21 protein-coding genes are annotated in these 23,971 nt (G+C 69.2%); 18 read left to right on the forward strand and 3 right to left on the reverse strand.

The genetic code is table 11. The features are described 5' to 3' along the window. The first annotated feature begins 2 nt into the window (after positions 1-2). The 6 genes from ACX938_RS07010 (at position 3) to ACX938_RS07035 (ending at position 7,992) form a co-directional block, all read left to right on the forward strand. Positions 3-2,459, forward strand: coding sequence for a PqiB family protein (locus ACX938_RS07010; RefSeq protein WP_459430513.1), 2,457 nt, complete (start codon positions 3-5; stop codon positions 2,457-2,459). A 4-nt stretch (positions 2,460-2,463) separates the two neighbouring features. Then, complete coding sequence (locus ACX938_RS07015; protein WP_232753276.1) at positions 2,464-3,030, forward strand: PqiC family protein; 567 nt, start codon at positions 2,464-2,466, stop codon at positions 3,028-3,030. 770 nt (positions 3,031-3,800) lie between these two features. Continuing rightward, the gene (locus ACX938_RS07020) at positions 3,801-4,424 is read left to right on the forward strand and encodes a CDP-alcohol phosphatidyltransferase family protein (protein WP_459430514.1); all 624 of its coding nucleotides are present in this window, start codon (positions 3,801-3,803) and stop codon (positions 4,422-4,424) included. Beyond that, positions 4,421-5,644 carry an ABC transporter substrate-binding protein gene (locus ACX938_RS07025; RefSeq protein WP_459430515.1) on the forward strand — a complete coding sequence of 408 codons (1,224 nt, stop codon included), beginning with the start codon at positions 4,421-4,423 and terminating at the stop codon, positions 5,642-5,644. Before ACX938_RS07020 ends, ACX938_RS07025 begins: the two co-directional genes overlap by 4 nt. Before the next feature lie 4 nt (positions 5,645-5,648). Continuing rightward, complete coding sequence (locus ACX938_RS07030; protein ID WP_459430516.1) at positions 5,649-7,358, forward strand: ABC transporter permease; 1,710 nt, start codon at positions 5,649-5,651, stop codon at positions 7,356-7,358. Continuing rightward, entirely contained in the window at positions 7,351-7,992 is a 642-nt protein-coding gene (locus ACX938_RS07035) for an ATP-binding cassette domain-containing protein (RefSeq protein ID WP_459430517.1), read from the forward strand. The genes ACX938_RS07030 and ACX938_RS07035 overlap by 8 nt, the downstream gene beginning before the upstream one ends. 745 nt (positions 7,993-8,737) lie before the next feature. Here ACX938_RS07035 and ACX938_RS07040 read toward each other — a convergent pair. The 3 genes from ACX938_RS07040 to ACX938_RS07050 form a co-directional block, all read right to left on the reverse strand. Continuing rightward, complete coding sequence (locus ACX938_RS07040; RefSeq protein ID WP_459430518.1) at positions 8,738-9,172, reverse strand: c-type cytochrome; 435 nt, start codon at positions 9,170-9,172, stop codon at positions 8,738-8,740. 203 nt (positions 9,173-9,375) lie between these two features. After that, positions 9,376-10,458, reverse strand: a complete 1,083-nt coding sequence (locus ACX938_RS07045) for a Gfo/Idh/MocA family protein (RefSeq protein WP_459430519.1) — start codon at positions 10,456-10,458, stop codon at positions 9,376-9,378. An 18-nt stretch (positions 10,459-10,476) separates the two neighbouring features. Continuing rightward, positions 10,477-11,178 carry a GntR family transcriptional regulator gene (locus ACX938_RS07050; protein WP_459430520.1) on the reverse strand — a complete coding sequence of 234 codons (702 nt, stop codon included), beginning with the start codon at positions 11,176-11,178 and terminating at the stop codon, positions 10,477-10,479. A gap of 92 nt (positions 11,179-11,270) precedes the next feature. Here ACX938_RS07050 and ACX938_RS07055 point away from each other — a divergent pair, with 92 nt between their 5' ends. From ACX938_RS07055 to ACX938_RS07110, 12 genes are all read left to right on the forward strand, one after another. Then, a complete protein-coding gene (locus tag ACX938_RS07055; RefSeq protein ID WP_459430521.1) occupies positions 11,271-12,428 on the forward strand; it encodes an LLM class flavin-dependent oxidoreductase in 1,158 nt (385 codons plus the stop codon). Positions 12,429-12,430: 2 nt separating this feature from the next. Next, positions 12,431-13,321, forward strand: coding sequence for an aldo/keto reductase (locus ACX938_RS07060; RefSeq protein ID WP_459430565.1), 891 nt, complete (start codon positions 12,431-12,433; stop codon positions 13,319-13,321). Between the two features lie 13 nt (positions 13,322-13,334). Beyond that, positions 13,335-13,841 (forward strand): flavin reductase family protein, encoded by a 507-nt coding sequence (locus ACX938_RS07065; RefSeq protein ID WP_232753267.1) that lies wholly within the window; start codon positions 13,335-13,337, stop codon positions 13,839-13,841. Positions 13,842-13,923: 82 nt separating this feature from the next. Then, on the forward strand, positions 13,924-14,511 hold the full coding sequence (locus tag ACX938_RS07070; RefSeq protein WP_459430522.1) for a TRAP transporter small permease: 588 nt from the start codon (positions 13,924-13,926) through the stop codon (positions 14,509-14,511). After that, a complete protein-coding gene (locus tag ACX938_RS07075; RefSeq protein ID WP_459430523.1) occupies positions 14,511-15,986 on the forward strand; it encodes a TRAP transporter large permease in 1,476 nt (491 codons plus the stop codon). Before ACX938_RS07070 ends, ACX938_RS07075 begins: the two co-directional genes overlap by 1 nt. Before the next feature lie 29 nt (positions 15,987-16,015). Then, positions 16,016-17,077, forward strand: coding sequence for a TRAP transporter substrate-binding protein (locus ACX938_RS07080; protein WP_459430524.1), 1,062 nt, complete (start codon positions 16,016-16,018; stop codon positions 17,075-17,077). Between the two features lie 123 nt (positions 17,078-17,200). Further along, entirely contained in the window at positions 17,201-18,199 is a 999-nt protein-coding gene (locus ACX938_RS07085) for a YeiH family protein (RefSeq protein WP_459430525.1), read from the forward strand. A 252-nt stretch (positions 18,200-18,451) separates the two neighbouring features. Then, positions 18,452-18,790 (forward strand): hypothetical protein, encoded by a 339-nt coding sequence (locus ACX938_RS07090; RefSeq protein WP_459430526.1) that lies wholly within the window; start codon positions 18,452-18,454, stop codon positions 18,788-18,790. Positions 18,791-18,984: 194 nt separating this feature from the next. After that, positions 18,985-21,144 (forward strand): GumC family protein, encoded by a 2,160-nt coding sequence (locus ACX938_RS07095; RefSeq protein ID WP_459430527.1) that lies wholly within the window; start codon positions 18,985-18,987, stop codon positions 21,142-21,144. Between the two features lie 40 nt (positions 21,145-21,184). Further along, positions 21,185-21,715, forward strand: coding sequence for a transcription termination/antitermination protein NusG (gene nusG, locus ACX938_RS07100; RefSeq protein ID WP_232753260.1), 531 nt, complete (start codon positions 21,185-21,187; stop codon positions 21,713-21,715). Positions 21,716-21,821: 106 nt separating this feature from the next. Beyond that, positions 21,822-22,484, forward strand: coding sequence for a potassium channel family protein (locus ACX938_RS07105; protein ID WP_459430528.1), 663 nt, complete (start codon positions 21,822-21,824; stop codon positions 22,482-22,484). Position 22,485: 1 nt separating this feature from the next. Then, on the forward strand, positions 22,486-23,835 hold the full coding sequence (locus ACX938_RS07110; protein ID WP_459430529.1) for a TrkH family potassium uptake protein: 1,350 nt from the start codon (positions 22,486-22,488) through the stop codon (positions 23,833-23,835). The last annotated feature ends 136 nt before the right edge of the window (positions 23,836-23,971 follow it).

The raw sequence follows: 23,971 nt of genomic DNA on the forward strand, positions 1-23,971 counted from the left end.
CCATGACCGACCGTCCCGAACCCGATGCCGTGCCCCTTGAAGAGGGCAAGCCGCCGCTCCGCGAACGCCTGTCGCTGATCTGGCTGATCCCGCTGGTGGCCCTGGCCGTGGCGCTGGGGGCGGCCTGGCGCAACTACGCCGACCAGGGCCCGCTGGTCGAGATTACCTTCGACAATGCCGCGGGCGTCAAGGCCGGCGAGACGCTCCTGCGCTACCGCGACATCGAGGTCGGCCTGGTCGAGACCGTGCGCTTCAGCGCCGACCTCGAAAAGGTCGTGGTCGAGGTCCGCATCGAGAAGGACTTGGCCGATTACATCGACGGCGACTCGCGCTTCTGGGTGGTCCGCCCCGAGGTCTCGGCCCGGGGGGTCAGCGGGCTCGATACGGTGCTGTCGGGCGTCTACATCCAGGGCGCCTGGGACAGCGAGCCCGGCGGCTTCGCCAGCCGCTTCGAGGGCCTGCCCAACGCGCCGCTCCTGGGTGCCGACCAGGAAGGCGTGGCCTTCCGCCTGCGCTCGGCCCAGGGGCTGCCCGCGGCCAATACGCCGATCTACTTCAAGGGCGTCGAGGTCGGCCAGGTGGCTGCCGCCGAGATCAACCAGGATGGCTCGGGCGTGGCCACCGAGGCGGTGATCTACGAGCCCTACACCCGGCTCGTGACCGACACGACGCGGTTCTGGGACGTCTCGGGCTTCTCCTTCTCGCTCGGGGCCTCGGGCGCGCGGCTGAACTTCGACAGCTTCGCCTCGCTGATCTCGGGCGGCATCACCTTCGAGAACATGGGCTCGGGCGGCGCGCCGCTGGCCGATGGGGCGGTCTTCGACCTCTTCCCCGACGAGGAGGCCGCGCGCGACGACTTCCTGGTCGAGGGCGACGGGCGCAGCGTCACCATGTCCATGGTCTTCGAGCAGAACCTCTCGGGACTTTCGACCGGGGCGGCGGTGGAACTGGGCGGCCTGCGCGTCGGCGAGGTCACCGCGATCACCGGGCTGGTCGACGCCGAGCGCTTCGGCGACGAGGACGTCCGCCTCCTGACCACCGTGCGGATCAACCCGGGCCGGATCGGCCTTGGCGACGGCGCGGGCGAGGAGGAGCTGTTCGACTACCTCACCTCGCGGGTCGCGGACGGGCTGCGCGCGCAGCTCACCAATGCCTCGATCCTGACCGGCGGGCTGAAGATCGTGCTGGTCGAGACCGGGACCGCCAGCGAGGCGCGCTTCGAGCGCGCCGCCGATCCCTACCCGCAGATCCCCACGACGCGGGCGGATGTGACCGACATCTCCACCTCGGCCCAGGGCGTGCTGCAGCGCGTCAGCGACCTGCCGATCGAAGAGGTCATGCAATCGGCCATCGGCTTCCTCGACAACGCCACCGCGCTCGTTGGCAGCCAGGCGTTGCAGGAGGCCCCGGACGAGCTGCAGGGCATTCTCGCGGCGGTGCGCGGCGTGGCCGAAAGCCAGGACGTCCAGGGCCTGCCCGGGCAGGTCTCGGGGCTCGTCGGCGACCTGCAGGAAATCTCGGGCTCGCTCAATGCGATCCTCTCCGAGCTCGAGCGCCAGGGCATCTCCGAAACGCTCGCCGGCGCGGTGGCGGACCTCGGCCGGGCGGCCGAGGGGCTGCCGGGCGTGGTCGAGGAGGTCGACGCCGTGGTCGCCCGCGCGGGCGAAGTGCCGCTCGATGCGCTCAGCGCCGATGTGCGGGCGCTCCTGGCCTCGGTGCAGAGCTATGTCGACAAGCCCGCCACCCAGGCGATCCCCGACGAGCTGGTCGCCGCCATGGACGAGGTGCAGGCCATCCTCGCCGATGTCCGCGGGCTGACCGGCGGCGCGGCGGTCCAGGGCGCGCCCGACCAGATCGCCGCGGTGCTAGGCGACCTCGAGGAGATCTCGGGCTCGCTCAACACCATTGTCTCCGAGCTCGAGCGCGAGGACATCGCCGCGCGGCTGACCGCGACGCTCGAGGACGTGCAGCGTTCGGCGGAAGGGCTGCCGGGCCTCGTGGACCAGGCCGAGGGCATCCTCACCGAGGCCGGCGAGGTGCCGCTCGAGACGCTGGCCAACCGCACCTCCGAGCTTCTGGCCTCGGCCGAGGCGATCCTCGACCAGCCCTCCACCCGGGAGCTGCCGGGCGAGCTGAACGGCGCGCTCTCCGAGCTGCGGCTGATGCTCGAGGAGCTGCGCGAGGGCGGCGTGGCCGAGAACGCCAACGCCACGCTGGTTTCGGCCCGCGATGCGGCGGCGGCGGTGGAAGAGGCGACGCAGCTTCTGCCCGGCATCGCCACGCAGCTGCGCAGCGTCGCCAACCAGGCCGGCGCCACGCTCAGCAACTACGGAAGGGAGTCCGAGTTCTCGCGCGACACGCAGCAGGCCATCCGCCAGATCGAGGCGGCGGCGGCGGCGATCGAGCGGCTGGCCCGGACCATCGACCGCAAACCCAATTCGCTCATCCTGGGACGGTGATCACATGACGATGTTGAAACTCTCGCGGCTGGCCGCGCTTGGCCTTGGCCTTCTCGTCGCGGCCTGCGGGCCGGAACCGCGCTTCGCCAGCCCCATCAGCCCGCCCGAGGCGCGGGTCGCCTCGGCCTTCCCGAGCCTCGAGGTGGTGGAGGTCACCCTGCCCTCCTATGCCGCCGACGAGCAGATCTTCCAGCGCGGCGCCGACGGGGCGATCGCGCCGGCGGGCACGCTCTGGGCCGATCTGCCGGCGCGGGCGATCACCCTGCAGCTGTCGCGGGACCTCGCGGTGATCACCGGGGTGACCGTGGCGCCCGAGCCCTGGCCCTTCCGGCCCTTCCCCGCCGCGCGGGTCGACGTGCGGCTCGAGGAGATGCTGGCGACCTCCGAGGGCACCTTCCGGCTCGCCGGACAGTATTTCGTCGCCCCCGAGGCCGGCGGGCGGGCCACGGCGGGGCAGTTCGCCATCGTCGAGCCGATCCAGGGCGACACCGGCTCCGCCGCCGCCATCGCCACCGCCCGCGGCCGCGCCGTCGCCCGCCTCGCCGAGCAGATCGCGCGGGAGGGGCTGTGAGGTGAGGGCGCGGGCGCCCTCTTCCTCCTGAGCGGAAGTGTGGAGGACGGTGGAGCGTTGCAGGGTCCGCGAGGCCGTGACGCGGTGAAGCCGGGCTTCCCCGTTCTCCGGGTCAACACGGTCCCCTTCCGCGCAACAGAGGGCGCGCGGCGGACCGGGGTCCGGCGCTGCTGTCCACTGAGCGAGGCGCTTTAACCCAGCAAGGTCAGGGCTAGCGATGATCTAAGCGCTTCGCCCACAAGAGCGCCGGCCCATCGGGCCGGTCCGGCGCGCGCCCGGCACCTTCGGTGCTATTCGGGCGCAAGAAGCGCGGCGTTACCTTCGGCGCCTCAATGTGCAGGACGGCGGTGCATTGGAGGAAGGGCGAAGCCGTGACGCGGTGAAGCCGGGCTTCCCCGTTCTCCGCGTCAACACGGTCCCCTTCCGCGCAACAGAGGGCGCGCGGCGGGCCGGGGGGCGGCGCTTCTGACGACTGAGCCGTGCGCTTTATCCCAGCAAGGTCATTGCTCACTGTGAGCTAGGCACGCCACCCCAAGGAGCGCCGGCCCAAGGGGCCGGTCCGGCGCGCGCCCGGCATCTTCGATGCTGTTCGGGCGCAAGGGGGTGCGGCGTTACCTTCAGGGCGGGAAAGTGCAGGACCGTCGCGCCGCGGAGCGCGCCAACCCTCCCTCCCCCGCATTACGACCCATCACGTTCCCGTTGAACCGATGGACGGGTCCGGCGCCCGGGTGCATTGATTGGCCGCATCCAACGCTGGAAGGTTGCCGCCCATGCTCGATGCCCGTCTCAGGCCGCTGATCGACCCGCCGCTGAACGCGGCCGGGCGGCGGCTGGCGGATATGGGGATCGGGGCCAATACCGTCACGCTGGCGGGCCTGGCGCTTGGCCTCGCAGCCGCCGCGATGATCGCGCTTGGCGCGGTGACCTGGGCGCTCCTGCCGCTCCTCGTCTCGCGGCTCGCCGACGGGCTCGACGGGGCCATCGCGCGGGCCAGCCGCAAGACCGACTACGGCGGCTATCTCGACATCACCAGCGACTTCCTCTTCTACGGCGCGGTGCCGCTGGCCTTCGTGCTGCTCGATCCCGCGCAGAACGGCCTCGCGGGCGCCTTCCTGCTCGCCGCCTTCTATTTCAACGGCGCGAGCTTCCTGGGCTACGCGATCCTCGCGGCCAAGCGCGGGCTGACCACCGAGGCCCAGGGCTCCAAGTCGCTCTACTTCTCCAACGGCATCCTCGAAGGCACCGAGACCATCGGCTTCTTCGTGCTACTCTGCCTTCTGCCGTCCCAGTTCCCGGCGCTCGCCTGGATCTTCGGGGCGCTCTGTTATCTGACCGGCGGGCTCAGGCTCTGGGCCGCCTCCGGTGTGTTCACCGACCCCAAGGAGAGACAATGACCCCGTTCCAGACCGCCCGGACGCTTGCCCTCGCGGCGTCGCTCGCCCTGCCCGCGCCCCTGGCCCTGGCCCAAGCTCCCGATCCCGCCGACTGGGCCCAGGTCACCGCGGCCGCCGAGGGCCAGACGGTCTACTGGCACGCCTGGGGCGGGGACACCGCGACCAATGACTTCATCTCCTGGGTCGGCGACCGGGTCATGGCCGAACACGGCGTCACCCTCGAACACGTCAAGCTCTCGGACACCGGCGATGCGGTCACCCGCGTCCTCTCCGAGAAACAGGCCGGCGAGGACGCGGACGGCGCGGTCGACCTGATCTGGATCAACGGGCCGAATTTCGCCGCCATGAAAGAGGCCGGCATCCTCTTCGGCCCCTTCGCCGAGGACCTGCCGAACTGGCAATACGTCGATGTCGCGGGCAAGACCGTGCAGACAGATTTCACCGTGCCGACCGAGGGGCTCGAGGCGCCCTGGGCCATGGCGCAGGTGGTCTTCATGTATGACACCGCCGACATCGACCGCCCCCTGCCCTCAGCCGAGGCGATCCGCGACTGGGCGGCGAACAACCCGGGCCGCTTCACCTATCCGCAGCCGCCGGACTTCCTGGGCGCGACCTTCCTCAAGCAGACGCTGATCGAGCTGGTCGACGACAACGCGGTGCTGGGCGCCCCGGTCGACGAGGCCGACTTCCAGGCGGTGACCGCGCCGCTCTGGGACTATCTCGACGCGCTGACGCCGAACCTCTGGCGCCAGGGCCGGGCCTATCCCGCCTCGGGGCCGGCGCAGATCCAGCTTCTGGCCGATGACGAGATCGACCTGGCGATCTCCTTCAACCCCAACGAGGCCTCGCGCAACATCGCGCAGTTCAAGCTGCCCGAGACGATCCGCACCTTCGTCCTCGAGGACGGCACGCTGGGCAATGCCTCCTTCGTGGCGATCCCCTACAACTCGGGCTCCAAGGCCGGCGCCATGGTGGTGGCCAACTACCTGATGTCGCCCGAGGCGCAGGTCCGCGCGCAGGACCCCGAGGTGCTGGGCTACAACACCGTGCTGGACATGCAGGCGCTCTCGGAGGAGCAGCGCGCTGCCTTCGACGCGCTGGAGCTGGGCGTCGCCACGCTCTCGCCCGCCGAACTGGGCCGGGTCCAGCCCGAGCCGCATCCGAGCTGGATGACCCGCGTCACCGAGGAATGGATCGAACGCTACGGCGTCGTCCAGTAACCGCATGAGCCGCCGGACGATCAGCGGAGCGGGGCCGTTCGCCGCCGCGCCGGTCCTGACCGTCTTGGTCATGCTGGGGCCGGTGGCGGCGGGGCTGGCGGGGACGCTGCTGCCGGCCTTCGGCTACCTGCCGGCGGCGGGGCTCGACGCGGTCTCGCTCGATCCCTTCCGCGACCTGGCCGATTGGCCCGGGCTCTGGCCCGCGATGCGCCTCTCGGTGACCACCGGGCTTGCGTCGACGCTTCTGGCGCTGGGGGGCGTGGCGCTTCTCTTCGCCGGCTGGTCGGGCACCCGCGCCTTCCGCGCGCTCGAACGGCTGCTGTCGCCGCTCCTCTCGGTGCCGCATGCGGCCATGGCCTTCGGGCTGGCCTTCCTGATCGCGCCCTCGGGCTGGATCGCCCGGGCGCTCTCGCCCTGGGCCACGGGCTGGGAGCGGCCGCCCGACCTTCTGATCGTGCAGGACCCCTGGGGCATCGCCTTGACCATGGGGCTCGTCGCCAAGGAGATGCCCTTCCTGCTGCTGATGGCGCTGGCGGCGCTTGGCCAGACCGACGCGCGGCGGCGGCTGCGGGTGGCCCAGGCGGCGGGCTACGGGCGGGTCGCGGGCTGGCTGAAGGCGGTCTTCCCGGGCATCTACGCCCAGATCCGGCTGCCGGTCTACGTGGTGCTCGCCTATTCCATGAGCGTCGTCGACGTGGCGCTGATCCTCGGGCCTTCGACGCCGCCGCCGCTCTCGGTGCAGGTGGTGCGCTGGATGAGCGACCCGGACCTCTCGATGCGGCTGGTGGCCTCGGCGGCGGCGCTGCTGCAACTGGCGCTGGTCCTGGGCGCGCTGGCGCTCTGGCGGCTGGGCGAGGCGCTCGTCGCCCGGCTTGGGCTCGCCTGGATCGAGCGCGGCGGTCGCGCGCGGCTTGCCGACCGGGTGCTGCGCCCCCTCGGCGTGGTCTCTGGCGGCTTCTCGGCGGCGGTGATCCTGGCCGGGCTCGCGGGGCTCGCGGTCTGGTCGCTCGCGGGCTTCTGGAGCTTTCCCGAACCGCTGCCCCGGGGCTTCACCGCGCAGAACTGGATGCGCCACGGCCCGGGCGCCTGGGAGGCGACGGGGCTCACCGCGCTGGTGGCGCTGGCCTCGGTGGGCCTGGCGCTGGCGCTGGTGGTCGGCTGCCTCGAGGCCGAATACCGCCGCGGCCGGGCGCTGAGCCAGGCCGGGCTCTGGCTCATCTACCTGCCGCTCCTGGTGCCTCAGATCGCCTTCCTGCCGGGGCTGCAGACGCTGCTCCTGGTGCTGGGCTTCGGGGCCGGGCCGGGGCCGGTGATCCTGGGTCACCTGGTCTTCGTCCTGCCCTACGTCTTCCTCTCGCTCGGCGATCCCTGGCGCGCCTGGGACGGCCGCGCGGGCACCGTGGCGCGGGCGCTCGGCGCGGGGCCGCTGCGGGTGCTCCTGCGCGTCCGGCTGCCGATGCTGATCCGCCCGCTCCTGACCGCCGCGGCGGTGGGCGTGGCGGTCAGCGTCGGGCAATACCTGCCGACGCTGCTGGTCGGCGGCGGGCGGGTGCCGACGCTGACCACCGAGGCCGTGGCGCTGGCCTCGGGCGGCGACCGGCGGGCGATCGGGGTCTATGGCGTGGCCCAGACGCTGGCGGTCATGGTGCCCTTCGCCGCCGCGCTGATGCTGCCGGCGCTGATCTATCGCAACCGCAGGGGGCTGCATGGCTGAGGGGCTGAGGCTCGAAGAGGTGGTGATCTGCCAGGGCCGCGCGCCCCTGGTGTCGCTCGACGCCGCGGTGCGCCCCGGCGAAGTGCTGAGCGTCATGGGCCCCTCGGGGGTCGGCAAGTCGACCATCCTGTCGCTGATCACCGGCTCGCTGGCGCCGGTCTTCCACTTCGAGGGGCGGGTGCTGCTCGATGGCGAGGAAATCACCGCGAAGCCCGCCGAGGCGCGGCGGATCGGGATCCTGTTCCAGGACGACCTGCTGTTCCCGCATCTCTCGGTGGCGCAGAACCTGGCCTTCGGGCTGGCCCCCGGCGGCAGCCGCGCCGCGCGCCGGACCCGGATCGAGGAGGGTCTCTGCGAGATCGGCCTCGAGGGCTTCGGGCCGCGCGATCCCGCGACCCTCTCGGGCGGGCAGAAGGCGCGGGTGGCGCTGATGCGGATGCTGCTGTCGGACCCCCGGGCGCTGCTGCTCGACGAGGCGTTTTCGGGCCTCGACCAGGGCCTGCGCGCGCAGATGCGCCGGCTGGTCTTCGAGCACGCCCGCGCCCGGGCGCTGCCGGTGCTGATGGTGACCCACGACCCCGAGGACGCCGAGGCCGCCGGGGGGCGGGTGGTGGACCTGGGGTCTGGGGGGTGAGGTTTGGGCCGGCTGGTGTGTGGCTGGCTGGTGCGGGGCGCCGTGTGTGGCGCGGCGCGCGGTTCCAATCGTGCCGAGATGGCGCAACGGCTTAGGTGGCGTCTCACTCCGACGTCCTAAGTGCCATCTCCCTTCGAGAACGAGACCAGCCCCCTCACGCTGCGCTTTGACGTGGCTGTGAGCCGATCCGCAGACCTAGCCGCCCCGAGCACCGGTCGAAATAGAGGCCGCGTCTCGCCTCGCGCCGCTCTCACCCCTCGCACCAGAGGGCGCGCGCCGGACCGGGGGCCGGCGCTGCTGACAGTCGAGCGGCGCGCTTTATCCACGCAAGGTCAGGACGAGGGGTGAGCTATGCGCTTCGCCCACAAGAGCGCCGGCCCAAGGGGCCGGTCCGGCGCGCGCCCGGCACCTTCGGTGCTGTTCGGGCGCAAGTGGAAGAGCGTCTCCGTTTGCGACAAACGGTGAAGGCGGTGCGGGTAGCGAAGGCAGTGAAGGCGGTGAAGGCTCGAGCGTCAGCTATTGGCGGGCAATCCGTGGCCCCACGCCGTCTCGGCGACAGGCCCCACGCCATGCCGACGACCGGCCCCACTCCGCCTAGACGACAAAGAAAAACGCCCGGCGGAGGTCCACCGGGCGTTCTTGTCTCAGCCCAGGCGCGCGGGGCTGCGCGGCGTCAGCAACCTCTTGCGGCGCGGCGCGTCACCAGCGGAAAACCAGCGCCACAACCCACGCCCCACACCAAGGATCACTCCGCCCGGGTGCCGTCCGCGTTATACGTCGCGAGGTAGGCGATCACATCCGCGCGCTCTTCCTCCTTGCGCAGACCGGCGAAGGACATCTTTGTGCCCGGCGCCCATTCGCGCGGGTTCTCGAGGAAGGCGTCGAGGTTCTCGGGCGTCCAGACCACGCCCTCTTCGGCCTTCTCCATCAGCGCGTCGGAGTAGTTGAAGCCCTCGACCGCGGCGACATCGCGGCCGACAACGCCGTTCTGCTGCGGGCCGACGCGGTTCTGCGCGTCCTCGCCCACCATGTGGCAGGCCATGCACTTGCGGTAGACGCGCTCGCCGGCCTCGGGATCGCCGGTGATCTCCATGCCTTCGCCGGATTCGTGGCTTTCGGCCCAGGCCATCCCGGCGGGCAGCATGGCAAGGACACTCGCGGCGAGAAGTTTGTTGAACATGATCTCTCTTTCCTCAGACTGATGCGACACGGAAATCCAGCCGGTCGGGTCGGACGCGCCCTTGTGCCGGGCCGGGCCGACCTTGCGGTCTGGGTCTCCTCCTTCGGTTCCCACGGCGGAAACTCTAGCGCAGCCCGGGAATTTGACCATGCCTCTTGTGTGTTAGGCGATAACCGGCGACCCGAGGCCGCACCTCGCGGGCGCTAAAGCGCGACCGCCGCGCCGGTCTCGGCCGAGCGCTGCGCGGCCAGCCCCATGCGCACCGCCTTGGCGCCGTCGCTCAGCGAGACCTCGACCGGCCCGCCCGAGCGGATCACCTCGAGGAAGCGGCGGTGCTGGTAGAAGGTCGATCCGTTGTGATCCCCGGCATCCAGCAGCGCCGGATCCACCGGCACGTCGAGCACCTGCTCGCCCGAGGGGTTGCGCGGGCTCAGCACCACCTGCGGCACCGGCGCGGGGCCCAGATGCTCGGGCCAGAAGCGCGTCGGCCCCGGCACCAGCGCCTCGATCTTGCCGCGCGGGCCGACGGCGCTCAGGTGCTCCTGATACTTCGAGCCCTCGGCGAACATGCAGAGCTCGAGCATCGCCCGCGCGCCGTTGTCGAAATCCACGATCGTATAGGCGTTGTCCCAGATGTCGGGGGCGCGGCCGTCATAGCTTTCCTCGCGGTGGTTCACCGACTGGCCGCCCGAGGCCATGACCCGCACCGGCTCGGCCCCGGTGGCCAGCCGCATGAGGTCGAAGAAATGGCAGCACTTCTCGACCAGCGTGCCGCCCGAGGTGGCGTTGAAGCGGTTCCAGGCCTGCACCTTGTCGAGGAAGGGAAAACGGTGCTCGCGGATGGTCAGCATCTTCAGCCCGCCGGTCTCGGCCTCGGCGCGCTCGAGCATCATCGCGATGGGCGGCATGTAGCGGTATTCCATCGCCACCCAGATCGGCGCGGGATAATCGCGGGCCAGCACCTCGACGCGGGCGGCCTCGGCCTCGCTGGTGTAGAGCGGCTTCTCCACGATCATCGGCAGCGGGCGGATCGCGGCGACCTCCTCCATCTGCGATACATGCAGGTTGTTCGGCGAGGCGATCAGCAGGCAGTCAAGCGTGTTCCGGCGCAGCATCTCGGGGATGCTGGCAACGAGCGCCGCATCGGGCGCCAGCGCCCCGGCCCGGCCGCGCATCTCGGCGTCCGGCTCGAAGATCGCGTCGACCCGCGCCCCGCCCAGAAGCTGGATGTTGCGGATGTGCTCCTGCCCCATCATGCCGGCGCCGATGATGCCGTAGTTAACCATGCTCAAGTCGTCCCTTCGTTATCTGAGGCGTGCCACGTAGCGGACGTGGCGGCTGTCGAACCAGGTGCGGGAATATTCCACCCGGGCGCCGTCGGCGGCCTGGCTCACGCGTTCGATGAAACCGGCGGTCTCGCCCGGCGTCAGCGTGGAGGCGCCGGGCACCCAATCGGGCACCGGCGCCACGCCGAGCCGGTCCTCGGCCCGGGTGATCACCAGGCCCAGCCGCTCGCGGTAGTAAAGATAAAGGCTCTCGGAGAGGTCCGAACGGTCGATCTCGGCGACCGCCGCGCCATCGAGCCAGATCTCCTCGAGCACCGCGGGAATGCCGCCGATGCGGCGCAGGCGGCGGATGCGGTGGCCCTCGGGGGCCGGGCCGAAGTCCGGCATGGCCGGCTCCTTTTCGCGGCGCTCCACGGCGATCAGCTCGGCGGTGGGCAGCCCGCCGCCCTCGACCAGCTCGAGCCGGAAGAAGGCGTAGAGGCCCAGCTCCTGCGGGGCGTGGCGCACGTAGTTGCCCGAGCCCTGGATGCGCTCCAGAAGCCCCGCCTCCTCGAGCCGCGCCAGCGCCTTGCGCAGGGTGCCGACCGAGACCTCGCGCTCGGCGGCCATCTCGCGTTCGGGCGGCAGCCGCGCGCCATCGGCCAGCCGCCCCGCCGCGATCTCGCGGATCAGGGTTTCGGCCACCTGGAGGTAGCGGGGAAGGGCTGTTTCGTCGGGCATCGATTCTGCGGCGAAAAATTGATACACTATTGATGCACATCAATGACGATGCTACGCAAGGGCCAATTCACGCCGAGCTTCCGAGGAATCACATGACCGTAGTGCCCGTCACCTCCGCCGATCTCGACGCCGCCGAGGTGTCCTGGTTCGCCGCGCTCTGCTCGGACGACTACCAGTTTCTCGGCGTGCCCGAGGGGCGGCTGCGTTCGAGCTGGGACCACTGCTCCTCGATCCTGAAGGAGGCCGAGGCCCAGGGCTTCCGCAACATCCTGTGTCCCTCGTCCTACCAGGTCGGCCAGGACGTGCTGTCCTTCGTGGCCGCGGGTGCCCAGGTGACCAAGGACATCAACATGCTCGCCGCGATCCGCTGCGGCGAGATGCAGCCGATCATGCTGGCGCGCACCGTGGCGACCATCGACCACATGATGAAGGGCCGGCTGACGCTGAACGTCATCTCCTCGGATTTCCCCGGCGAGAAGGCCGACAGCGCCTTCCGCTACCAGCGCTCGCGCGAGGTGGTGGAGATCCTCAAGCAGGCCTGGACCCGCGACGAGATCAACTACGAGGGCGAGGTCTACAACTTCAAGAACCTCTGGACCGACCCCGCCAAGCCCTACCAGCAGAACGGCGGGCCGCTTCTCTACTTCGGCGGCTACAGCCCCCATGCGCTCGAGCTTTGCGGCCAGCACTGCGACGTCTACCTGATGTGGCCCGAGCCCGAAGAACAGCTCGCCCAGCGCATGCGCGACGTGAACGCCGTGGCCGAACGCTACGGACGGACGCTCGACTATGGCGTGCGGGTGCACATGATCGTGCGCGACACCGAACAGGAGGCGCGGGAATACGCCGATTACATCGTCTCCAAGCTCGACGACGAATACGGCCGGCTGATCCGCGAACGCTCGCATGACGCCACATCGCTCGGGGTCAGCCACCAGGCGCGGGCGCGCGAGCTGGCCGACCAGTTCGGCTACGTGGAGCCCGGCCTCTGGACCGGCATCGGGCGGGCGCGCTCGGGCTGCGGCGCGGCCCTTGTCGGCTCGGTCGACCAGGTCATGTCCAAGATCGAACGCTACAAGCAGATGGGCATCCGCGCCTTCATCTTCTCGGGATATCCGCATCTCGACGAATGCCGCCACTTCGGCGAGAAGGTGCTTCCGAACCTCGAAACCTGCTCGCTGCCCCATGTCTATGGCCGGGTGCCGAGCGAGACCCCCGCGACCCCCCTCGCAGAAGGAGAGCGTAAGTGACCGTGTCCCGCGTCCAACTCGCCCAGGATCTGAGCCTCAGCCGCATCGTCTACGGCATGTGGCGGCTGTCGGACGACAGCGACACCTCGCCGGCCCATGTGCAGGCGAAGATCGAAGCCTGCCTCGAGCAGGGCATCACCACCATGGACCAGGCCGACATCTACGGCGGCTACGAGGCCGAGGAGGTGCTGGGCCAGGCGCTGAAGGGCTCGGACCTGCGCGACAAGATCGAGATCGTCACCAAGTGCGACATCGTCGCGCCGGCGGGGCGTTACGCCGACCGCCGGGTGAAATATTACGACACCTCCGCGGCGCATATCGAGGCCTCGGTCGACCATTCGCTGCGGCTGATGGGGATCGAGCATATCGACCTCTTGCTGATCCACCGCCCCGACCCGCTGATGGACCACCAGGAAACCGGCGCGGCGCTCGACAAGGCGGTGGCATCGGGCAAGGTCGGCCAGGTCGGCGTGTCGAACTTCCGGCCCTACGACTGGACGCTGCTGCAATCGGCGATGAAGACGCCGCTGGTGACCAACCAGATCGAATTGTCGCTCCTGGCGCATGAGGGCTTCACCAATGGCGACGTGGCCTTCCTGCAGGAACGCGGCATCGCGCCCATGGCCTGGTCGCCGCTGGGCGGCGGCTCGCTCTTTGCCGAAAGCTCGGCGCGGCTGCGCGCCAAGCTCGACGAGATCGCGACGGCACAGGGCGTCGACGCGGCGGCGGTGGCGGTGGCCTGGCTCCTGCGCCATCCCGCGCGCATCCTGCCGGTGATGGGCACCAACAACCTCGAGCGGATCAAGGGCCTCGGGGCCGCCGAAAAGGTTGAGATCGACCGCGAGACGTGGTTCGAGCTTTATACCCTTGCGCTGGGCCACGAGGTGCCCTGACATGGATGGTGGCATGAGCACGATGGACGAGATCTTCGAGCCCGGACCGGGCCGCGAGCGCGACTTCCGCGACGCGTTGGGCCGTTTCGCGACCGGGGTCACCATCGTGACCACCCAGACCGAGGACGGGCCGATCGCGATCACCGCGAACAGCTTTGCCTCGCTGTCGCTCGATCCACCGCTGGTGCTCTGGTCGCCGGCCAAGGCCTCGAGCCGCTTCAAGCCCTTTGCCGAGGCACAGCACTTCGCGATCCATGTCATCGCCACCGACCAGGCCGCGCTCTGCGGCGAGGTGGCCAAGGACGCGCGGCGCTTCCGCCCCGGCGACCTGACCGAGAACGAGAACGGCGTGCCGCTGATCGAATCGGCGCTGGCGCATTTCGAATGCGCCCGCGAGGCGGTGCACGACGGCGGCGACCACGTCATCGTGGTCGGCCGGGTCCAGCGGGTCCGCATGCGGGAGGGAGAACCGCTGCTGTTCCTGCAGGGCCGCTACGGCGCCTTCCAGGCGTTCGACTGACACCGGCCCGGCGCCCCGGGAGGGGGCGCGGGAGACTTGGACCGGCGCGCGCCCCGATGCGCGCAGGCAGGGGAGGAGACAGATGGGGCTGATCCGGGCTTTGCTCGTCCCGCTCGAGCTGTTCAACACCTGGGCGCTGGCGCTCGGGCGCTGGCTGGCGCTCCTGGCGCTGGGCATCATGGTGGTGGTGATCCTCGCGCAGGTCTGGTTCCGCTACGTGCTGAACAACGCCCTGCCCTGGCCCGACGAGGCCGCGCGCTTCCTGATGCTCTGGATGACCGGCCTGGCCGCACCCTCGGGGCTGCGCCGGGGCGGCTTCGTGGCGATCGACATGATCACCGAGGCCCTGCCCCGCAAGCTCGCCGACACGGTGATCCTGGTCCTGCTGTTCATGTCGATGAGCGTCCTGGCCATGGGCGTCCAGCTTGGCCACACGCATGTGAATTCCGGCTGGCTCTTTGCCTCCTCGTCCCTGCGGGTGCCGCTCGACCTGATCGGCGGCGAGGTCGTGAAGGTCAAACTCGCCTGGATGTATATGTCCGTTTTCCTTGGGATGATCCTGCTCGCGCTGGTCAACATCGAGCTGATCCTGCGCCGCATCCTGATCCTGGCCGGGCGCGGTGACGAGCTGTCGCCGCTGGCCCCCGCCGACCTGCCGGAGGCCGAGTGATGCTTGTCTGGTTCCTGCCGCTGTTCCTGCTGCTCCTGATGATCGGCCTGCCGGTCTTCTTCGCGCTCCTTTTCGCGCCGGGCGCGCTGCTCTGGCTGAACGGCCAGGAGCGCGACCTCGCGCTGCTCTACCGCAATCTCTACAACGGCATGGACAGCTTCCCGCTGATGGCCCTGCCCTTCTTCCTCTTGGCGGGCGAAATCATGAACCGCGGCGGCATCACCGAGCGGCTGGTGCTGTTCAGCCAGGCCTTCATGGGCCACCTGCGAGGCGGGCTCGCGCATGTGAACATCCTGTCCTCGATCCTCTTCGCGGGGCTCTCGGGCTCGGCGGTGGCCGATACCTCGGCGCTGGGTTCGACGCTCATTCCCGCGATGGAGCGGCAGGGCTATTCGCGCCGCTTCGCCGCGGCGATCACCGCGGCCTCCTCGGTGATCGGGCCGATCATCCCGCCCTCGGGCATCATGATCATCTACGCCTATGTCATGGGCCAGTCGGTGGCGGCGCTCTTCCTCGCGGGCATCGTGCCCGGCATCCTGGTGGGCCTCGGGCTCATGGTCATGGTGCGCATCCTCGCAGACCGCTTCGACCTGCCCAAGGCCGAGCGCATCGTCGCCCGCGGCGCCAAGATCGGCCGGGTCGAAAGCTGGGTGAGCTTCGCGCTCCTGCGGCTGAACCTCGCGGGCATCTTCTACCTGCTCGCGGGCCTCCTGCCCGAGGGCATGGCGGTGGGCGGCATCGCCGTCTACATCGCCCTCCTGATCCCCGCGCATTTCCTGCTGGTCTTCTACCGCAACCGCGTGGACGCGGATTTCCGCATCGTCTGCAAGAAGGCCGTGGCGCCGCTGCAGACCCCGATCATCATCCTGGGCGGCATCCTCCTGGGCGTCTTCACGCCGACCGAGGCGGCGGCCATCGCTGTCCTCTACGCGCTGATCATCTCCTACGGGGTGCTGGGGGCCATGACGCTGGCCGATCTGGCCGACGTGCTGCGCCGCTCGGCCATCGCCTCGGCCACGGTGCTGCTGCTGGTGGGTGCCGCGGTCAGCTTCAAGACCGTCGTCAGCCTCAGCCATGCGCCCGAGATCATGGCCGAGTTCATCCTGGCGCTCTCCGAGAACCCGCTGACCCTGCTGTTCCTGATCAACATCCTGCTGTTCATCGTGGGCATGTTCCTCGACGCAGGGCCCGCGATCATCATCCTCGGGCCGATCCTCGGGCCGGTCTTCACCTCGCTCGGCGTCGACCCGGTGCATTTCGCCATCATCATGTCGGTGAACCTGACCGTGGGGCTGGCGACGCCGCCCATGGGGTTGGTGCTTTTCGTCGCCTCATCGGTGTCAGGCGAGAAGGTGGAATCCATCTCGCGGGCGATCCTGCCCTTCCTCGCGGTGGAGGTTCTGGTGATCCTCTTGATCACCTATGTCCCCGCGATTTCCCTCACCATTCCGCGACTTGCGGGATTCGTGAACTGATCAGCATCCAAAAAACAGGGAGGACTACCATGCTGAAACAGACCCTCACCGGCCTCGGCCTCGCGGCGGCGCTCAGCCTCTCCGCGGGTGTGGCCCAGGCGCAGGAATACACCCTGCGCGCCACCGCCAACTCCAACGACCAGGACGAGGACTACGACGGCCTCGTGGTCTTCAAGGACTACGTCGAGAAGGCCTCGAACGGCGCGATCGAGGTCGAGCTCTTCATCGGCACCCAGCTTTGCGGCAACGGCACCGAGTGCCTGCAGGGCGTGGCCGACGGCTCGATCGACATCTTCGTGACCACCTCGGGCGGCGCCGCGGGCATCTTCCCCTACGTCCAGGTCTTCGACCTGCCCTACCTGATGCGCGACGACCGCATAGCCGAGGCGGTCCTGACCAACGGCACCTTCACCCGCACCCTGCGCGAGATGGGGCTCGAGGATTCCGGCGACGCGATCCGCATCATGACCATCGGCAACACCGGCGGCTGGCGGAACTTCGCGAACACCCAGAAGCGCATCGCCTCGCCCTCGGACCTCGAAGGCATGAAGATGCGCACCGTGGTCGCCGACCTGCCGCAGGAGCTGGTCAAGACGCTCGGCGCCTCGCCGACGCCGATCCCGTGGCCGGAACTCTTCACCTCGCTGCAGACCGGCGTCGTGGAAGGCGCCAAGAACGGCGTGACCGACATCATGAACATGAAGTTCACCGATGCCGGGCTGAAGCATCTCACGCTCGACGGGCACGCCTATATGGCTGCCATCTGGGTGATGAACAACGAGCGTTTCTCCTCCATGCCGGAAGAGCTGCGCACGGTGGTCGTCAACGGCTTCAAGGAGCTGCAGCAGGCGACCTTCGCCAGCCCCAAGCGCAAGCAGATCTCGGCCTACCAGGCCTTCACCGAGGCCGGCGGCGAGATCTACGTGCCCACCGCCGAGGAGATGGACGCCTTCTCCGAGGCCGTGACCCCGGTCTACGACTGGTTCGCGCAGAACGTCGACGGCGGTGAAGAGGTGCTCCAGGCGCTGCGCGACAGCGTGGCCGAGGCCGAAGAGCGCATCGACGCCGAAATCGCGGCCGATATCCAGTAAGGCCCGCGGGCCCCGCGCCATGGACGCGCGGGGCCACCCTTTTCTCCGCTTTCCCACATGCGTAAACGGCAGCCGCGCCGGCCCCCGGCCGCGCCCGAGCTATTGCCCAGACCCGGAGCCGAGATGACGACCCAGACGCTGCGCGACCGCTTCCAGACGATCTTCCCCGGCCTCGCGGTGACCGCGCTGGTCGCGGTGACGGCGGCCTTCCTGTCGGAACATTACGGCGCGCCGGCCATGCTGATGGCGATCCTCCTGGGCATCGCGCTGCATTTCCTCTCCGAGGAGGGGCGCACCGCGCCAGGCGTCGATTTCGCCGCCAAGGTGGTGCTGCGCTTCGGGGTGGCGCTTCTGGGCCTGCGGATCTCGGCGGGGCTGGTGGCCGACCTGGGCTTCGGCTTCGTCGGGCTGATCGTGCTGGCCACCGCGGCGACCATTGGCGTGGCGCTCCTGGCGGCACCGCTTTTCGGGCGGCGCCAGCGCTTCGCGCTGCTGACCGGCGGCTCGGTGGCGATCTGCGGCGCCTCGGCGGCCATGGCCATCGCCGCGGTCCTGCCGCGCGACGAACGCTCCGAACAGGACATCGTCTTCACTGTCGTCGGCGTCACCGTGCTGTCGACCTTCGCGATGATTCTCTACCCGATGCTGGCCGCCTGGCTGGGCTTCGACGCCACCGTGACCGGGGTCTTCCTGGGCGGCACGATCCATGACGTCGCGCAGGTCGTGGGCGCGGGCTATTCGGTCAGCGACGAGGTCGGCGACGTGGCCACGCTGGTCAAGCTGATCCGGGTCAGCCTCCTGGCGCCCGTGGTGCTGCTGGCCGCCCTGGCCTTCCGCCGCAGCGCCGAGGCCGGCAGCCGCCCGCCGCTCCTGCCGGGCTTCGTCCTGGCCTTCCTGGTGTTGGCCGGGGTGAATTCGACCGGGGTGGTGCCCGACACGGTCAATGCGCTGGCCTCGGACCTGTCGCGCTGGGCCCTGCTGACCGCCATCGCGGCGGTGGGCATGAAGACCTCGCTGCCGAAACTCATGCAGGTGGGCCGCGCGGCAATGCTGATGCTCTGCCTCGAGACGGTCTTTCTCGCGGGCTTCGTGGCGCTCGGCGCGATCTTCGTTCTGGGCTGAGCGCGGGCTCCGGTCCCGAGCCGAATCGTTCCGGCCCGTGGCCCGCCCGCCACAGGCTTGTCGCCTGAATTTTCGCGATTTTCCGAAGAATTCCGCATCCGCCCCGGCGACTTCCCGCCCAATTCGCGGGCTTAACCGGGATTCCTCAAAAAATATTCGTCAAGCTTGTGACGAGAGCCGGTTTTGAGCTATGCCTTGGACAGCCAGAACGTTATTCATTTTTTCGAGTCTTCGAACCTAAGGAGCTTGGCCATGTCTATTCGTGCGATTACCGCATCCCTCGCCCTCGCCGTGACGGCGAGCGCAGCATCCGCTCAGGGCACCAGCGCGGAAGCCCTGCAAATTGCTCAGGCACAGAACGCCTGCGGAAGCGGGGCGTCGATCCAGTCGGCCGAGTTCCTGCCCAACGGCAACGTCCGCGTGGTCTGCCTGCGCGCCGGTGGCGGCGATCTCGGCGGCACTCTGGGCGCCACCGGCACCGCCGTGGCCGGCCTGACCTTCGTGGCGATCATCGCGGCGCTTGGCGGCGACGGCGACGGATCCTCCAGCTCGGCAACTTCGGGCACGTCGGGCACCGGCGGCACCGACTGATCGGCCGATCAGCACAGGATTTGAAAGGTGGCCCCCCGGGCCACCTTTTCTGTTTGTGAGGGGTGTATATTCCGCACCTGGCACCCGGATTTCTTGCTATTCTGCACCCAATCCAGCCCTAGGCCCTTCACTGTCAGCCGACACCTGATAAAAGTTTCGCAAAAGAATTTGCCCCAGAAATTCGAGAGCGCGCCGTGAATAAAAGCTACTCCGCATTCCAGAACAGGCCGAGCGTCACCCCTCCACCGCAACCGGCGGACCATGACGACGAGATCGACCTTCTGGAACTGGCCGGCACGCTTTGGCGCGGCAAGCTGATGCTGGCGGGCGCGGCGCTCATCGCGCTCTTCATCGGGGCCTATTACGCCTATGTGGTGGCGGTGCCGAAATACACTTCGACCACCACCGTGGCGATCTCGGTGCAATCCTCGCCCATCGCGGACATCGAATCGATCGTGAGCGGCGTCTCCACCGAAGACGCCAGCATGAACACCGAGCTCGAGATCCTGCTCTCGCGCAACGTGCTTCTGCAGCTGGTGGAGCGGCTGGACCTGCTGGACGACCCCGAGTTCAACGCCGCGCTGCGGCCCGAGCCCGCCTTCTCGATCGGCAACGTGATGGAGGTCGTCGCGGGTCTGACCGGCGCCACGGCCAACACCGGCGAGGCGCTCACCGAGGAGGATATCCTCAACAAGACCGTGGAGAACCTCCGCGAAGCCATCTCCGCCAGCGTCAAGCGCGACACCTATGTCTTCAACGTCTCCGCCACGACGACCAGCCGGGCGAAATCCCAGCAGGTCGTGAACACCCTCGCCGAGGTCTATATCGACGACCAGGTGCAGGCGAAGTTCGACAGCCTGGAGACCGCGGTGACCTGGCTCTCCGAGCGCGTCACCGAGCTCGAGCAGGAGCTGAACGACGGCGAGGACCGGCTCCAGCAGCTGCGCACCGAGACCGACCTGATCACCCCCGAGGCGCTGCAGGCGGTGAACCGTCAGCTCATCGACGTGCGCAACCGCCTCGAGGAGACCCGCGCCGATGTCGACGCCCAGGCCGCCGAGGTCGCCATGCTGACCGGCGCGCTCGAGACCGAAGACCTCGAGCTTCTGGCCGAGGAACTGGACGACCCGATCCTCACCCGCCTGCGCTCCGAGGCCCAGGCCGGCGACGCCGAGGCGCGCCAGAGCTTCCTCGACCGCGCCGGGATGCTGGTCTCCCGGCAGGAGACCACACTAGCGCGGCTGCGCTCGCAGTCCGCCGCCCTCGAGGCCTCGATGCGGCGCCAGGAGAACGAGCTCCAGGCCCAGTCCGAGGACCTCTCGGCCCTCGAACAGCTCAACCGCGAGATCGAGACCACCCGCACGCTTTACGAGACCTTCCTGGCCCGGCTGAAGGAGGCCACGGTTCAGCGCGGGCTGATGAACGCCGACAGCCGCGTCCTCTCCGAGGCGACGCCGGGCCGCTACGTCGAGCCGCGCAAGGGGCTGATCCTGGCGCTTTCCATGGTGCTCGGCCTGATGATTGGCGCCGCCGTCGTGCTGGGCCGGCAGTTCCTGCACCAGGGCTTCCGCACCGCCGAGGACCTCGAGGCGCATACCGGCCGCACGATCCTCGGGCAGATCCCCAAGATGCCGATCAAGAAACGGCAGGGCCTCATCCAGTATCTCAACGACAAGCCGACCTCGGCCGCCGCCGAAGCGATCCGCAACCTGCGGACCTCGGTGCTGCTCTCGGATGTGGACCACCCGCCGCAGCTCATCATGTCGACTTCCTCGCTGCCCGGCGAGGGCAAGACCACCCAGGCCATCTCGCTGGCGCATAACCTCGCGGGCCTCGGCCGCAAGGTGCTGCTGATCGAGGCCGACATCCGCCGCCGGACCTTCCAGGAATACTTCGAGGTGCCCGCGAACCAGCCCGGCCTCGTCGCGGTGATGATGGAGGAAGCCTCGGTCGAGGACGCGCTGGTTCGCGACCCGCGCCTCAAGGTCGACGTGCTGATGGGCGACAAGTCCAGCCTCAACGCCGCCGACGTCTTCTCCTCGGAGCGCTTCAAGCAGTTCCTCGAGAAGATGCGCGGCATCTACGACACGATCATCATCGACACTCCGCCGGTGCTCGTGGTGCCCGACGCCCGGGTGATCGGCCAGCATGTCGATGCCATTGCCTTCACCACCGCCTGGGACCGCACCACAAAGTCCCAGGTCAGCGAGGCCATGCGCCAGTTCGCCACCGTGAACGTGCCGGTCACCGGCCTGGTGCTGAGCCAGATCGACCACAAGGGCATGAAGCGCTACGGCTACGGCGGCAAATACGGTGCCTATGGTGCCTATGGCGCGGGCTACTACGACAGTTGAGGCCCGCAGCCCTGCGATTGATGTCATGGACACAGACGCGATGGACAGGAACAGCGACACGCAGAATCCCCGGAACTGGTTCGCGGCCCAGCTCAAGCCCAACGGGCTGACGCTGGCCGAGCGCAACCTCGCCCGCCAGGGCTTCGCGCATTTCGCGCCCCGGCGGATGGAGACGACGCGCCGCGCGGGCAAGCTCACCAGCCGCCCGCGCCCGCTTTTCCCGGGTTATGTCTTCGTGCAGTTCGACCCCGCGGGCGCGGATTGGCGCAAGCTCAATGCCACGCGCGGGCTGACCCGCGTGGTGCTGGACGACCCGCGCCACCCCCGTCCCCTGCCCCAGGACTTCATGGCGGGCCTCCTGGCGCGCTGCGACCGGGACGAGGTGCTGGAGACCGTGCCCGCCTTCGCCGAGGGCGACCTCGTGCGGGTCATCAACGGCCCCATGGCCATGCTGGTCAGCCGCATCGAGGCGCTCGGCGACGACGACCGGATCCGGCTCCTGATGGAGTTCATGGGCCAGAAGACCCGCGTCACGGTACCCGCCGTCTATCTCGAGAAAATCGAGGCCTGAGCCACCCGCCCCGCGGCCCCAGCGCCTTGCCTTCGGGCCCGGGCGCGCCACCCTCAGCCGCGGTCAGGCCCGAGGGCCGCCTTCCAAGCTAGGACAGCATTCCATCATGGCAGAGAAATCCCGCATCTTCGGCGTCGTGGGCCTGGGCAATTTCGGCTCCACCGTCGCCCGCGAGCTCACCCGTTTCGGCAACCAGGTCATCGGCATCGACATCGACGAGACCCGGGTCTCGGCGCATGCCGACAAGCTCTCGCAGGCGCTGATCGTGGACGCCCGCGACGACCAGGCCCTGAAGGAGGCCGGCATGGGCGATTGCGACGTGGCGCTGGTGGCGCTCGGCTCGGATCTCGAGGCTTCGATCCTCTCGGCGATCAACCTCAAGCTGGTGGGCGTCGACAAGATCTGGGCCAAGGCCCGGACCAAGACCCACCACCGAATCCTTTCGCGGCTCGGCGTCGACCGGATCGTGCACCCCGAGGTCGAGGTCGGCCAGCACATCGCCCAGGTGCTGCACAACCCGCTGATCCGCGACTACATCAGCCTCGGCAACGGCTTCTACGTGGTGAACTTCCGCATCCCCAAGAGCCTCGAAGGCAAAAGCCTCGGCGACCTCGCCCATGGCGAGAAGTTCAACCTGCGCTGCGTCGGCGTGATGCGCGGCACCAAGTTCATCGCCCAGGACGGCGAGGCCTGCACCTTCGAGAGCGACGACCTCCTGCTGCTGCTCGGCCAGCGCGCCGACCTGCGGCGCTTCGCGGCGAGCCTCTGACATGGCGCTCATCGGCATGCGCTCGCGGCTCCTCGACCGCGTCGTGCGGCTCTCGCCGCCGATGCTCCTGGTGGCGCTCTATCTCTGCGTGATCGTCCTCGGCGCGGGGCTCCTGGCGCTGCCGATCTCGCAGAGCGGCGGCGTGGGGCTCTATGACGCGCTTTTCACCTCGACCTCGGCGGTCACGGTGACCGGGCTCGTGGTGGTCTCCACGGGCCAGGATTTCACCTTCTTCGGCCAGCTCGTGATCGCGCTTCTGATCCAGTTCGGCGGCCTCGGACTGATGACCTTCGCGGTCTTCGTCCTCTCGGCCATCGGGGTGAAGGTCGGCCTCGGCCAGAGGCTGGTCCTGCGCGAGGACCTCAACCAGTCCTCCTTCGGCGACCTCTTGCGCCTGGTGCGGGTGATACTGGTGGTCTCCCTCTCCTGCGAGGCCCTCGGCGCGCTCCTCCTGATGACGGTCTTCGTGCCCGAGATGGGCTGGGCCCAGGGCGGCTGGTACGCGGTCTTCCACGCGGTCTCGGCCTTCAACAACGCGGGCTTCGGGCTCGACGACGGCTCGCTGATGCCCTGGGTCGGCAACCCGGTGATCAACCTTGTGATCCCGCTCCTCTTCATCCTCGGCGGGCTCGGCTTCGTGGTCCTGGCCGATCTCTACGAGGCCCGGCGCTGGCGGGCACTGACGCTGCACAGCAAGATCATGCTCTACGGCACGCTCTGCCTGATCCTCGCGGCCTGGGCGCTCTTCGCGGCGCTGGAATGGCGCAACCCCGCAACCCTGGGCGGGCTCGAGGGCACCGGCGCGAAGATCCTCGCGAGCTGGTTCCAGGCGGTCACCCCGCGCACCGCGGGCTTCAACACGCTCGACACCGCGGGCATGGAGAACGCCACGACGCTGATGACCATGACGCTCATGCTGGTCGGCGGCGGCTCGACCTCGACCGCGGGCGGCATCAAGGTGACCACCGCCATCGTGCTGGTGCTCGCCACCATCGCGTTTTTCCGCAAGAGCACCGAGCTGCATGCCTTCGGGCGCAGCCTCGGCCTCGAAGAGGTGATGAAGGTCCTGGCGCTGACCACGGTCTCGATCCTGATCGTGTTCCTGGCGCTTTTCCTGGTGTCGATCACCTACCAGGGCAGCTTCATCAGCCTCGCCTTCGAGGTGGTCTCGGCCTTCGGTACCGTCGGCCTCTCGCTCGGCGCGACCGGAGAGCTCGACGCCCTCGGCCGCGCGGTGATCATGGTGGTGATGTTCCTCGGCCGGGTCGGCCCGCTGACGCTGGGCTTCTTCCTCGCCACCCATAGCGCCGTGCGCGTGCGCTACCCCAAAGGCCGGATCTACCTCGGCTGAGCGCCCGCCTCGCCTCGCCCCTCCAACAAGCCGCGCGCCCACGTCACCACGGCGCGCCGCCGCCCGCCACAAGCGCCGCTCCCCCCAACACCCAACCGCTCCCACCACAGCCCCACACCCTCTCCCGAAGCGCCCC

Source organism: Roseivivax sp. (genome assembly GCF_054552075.1).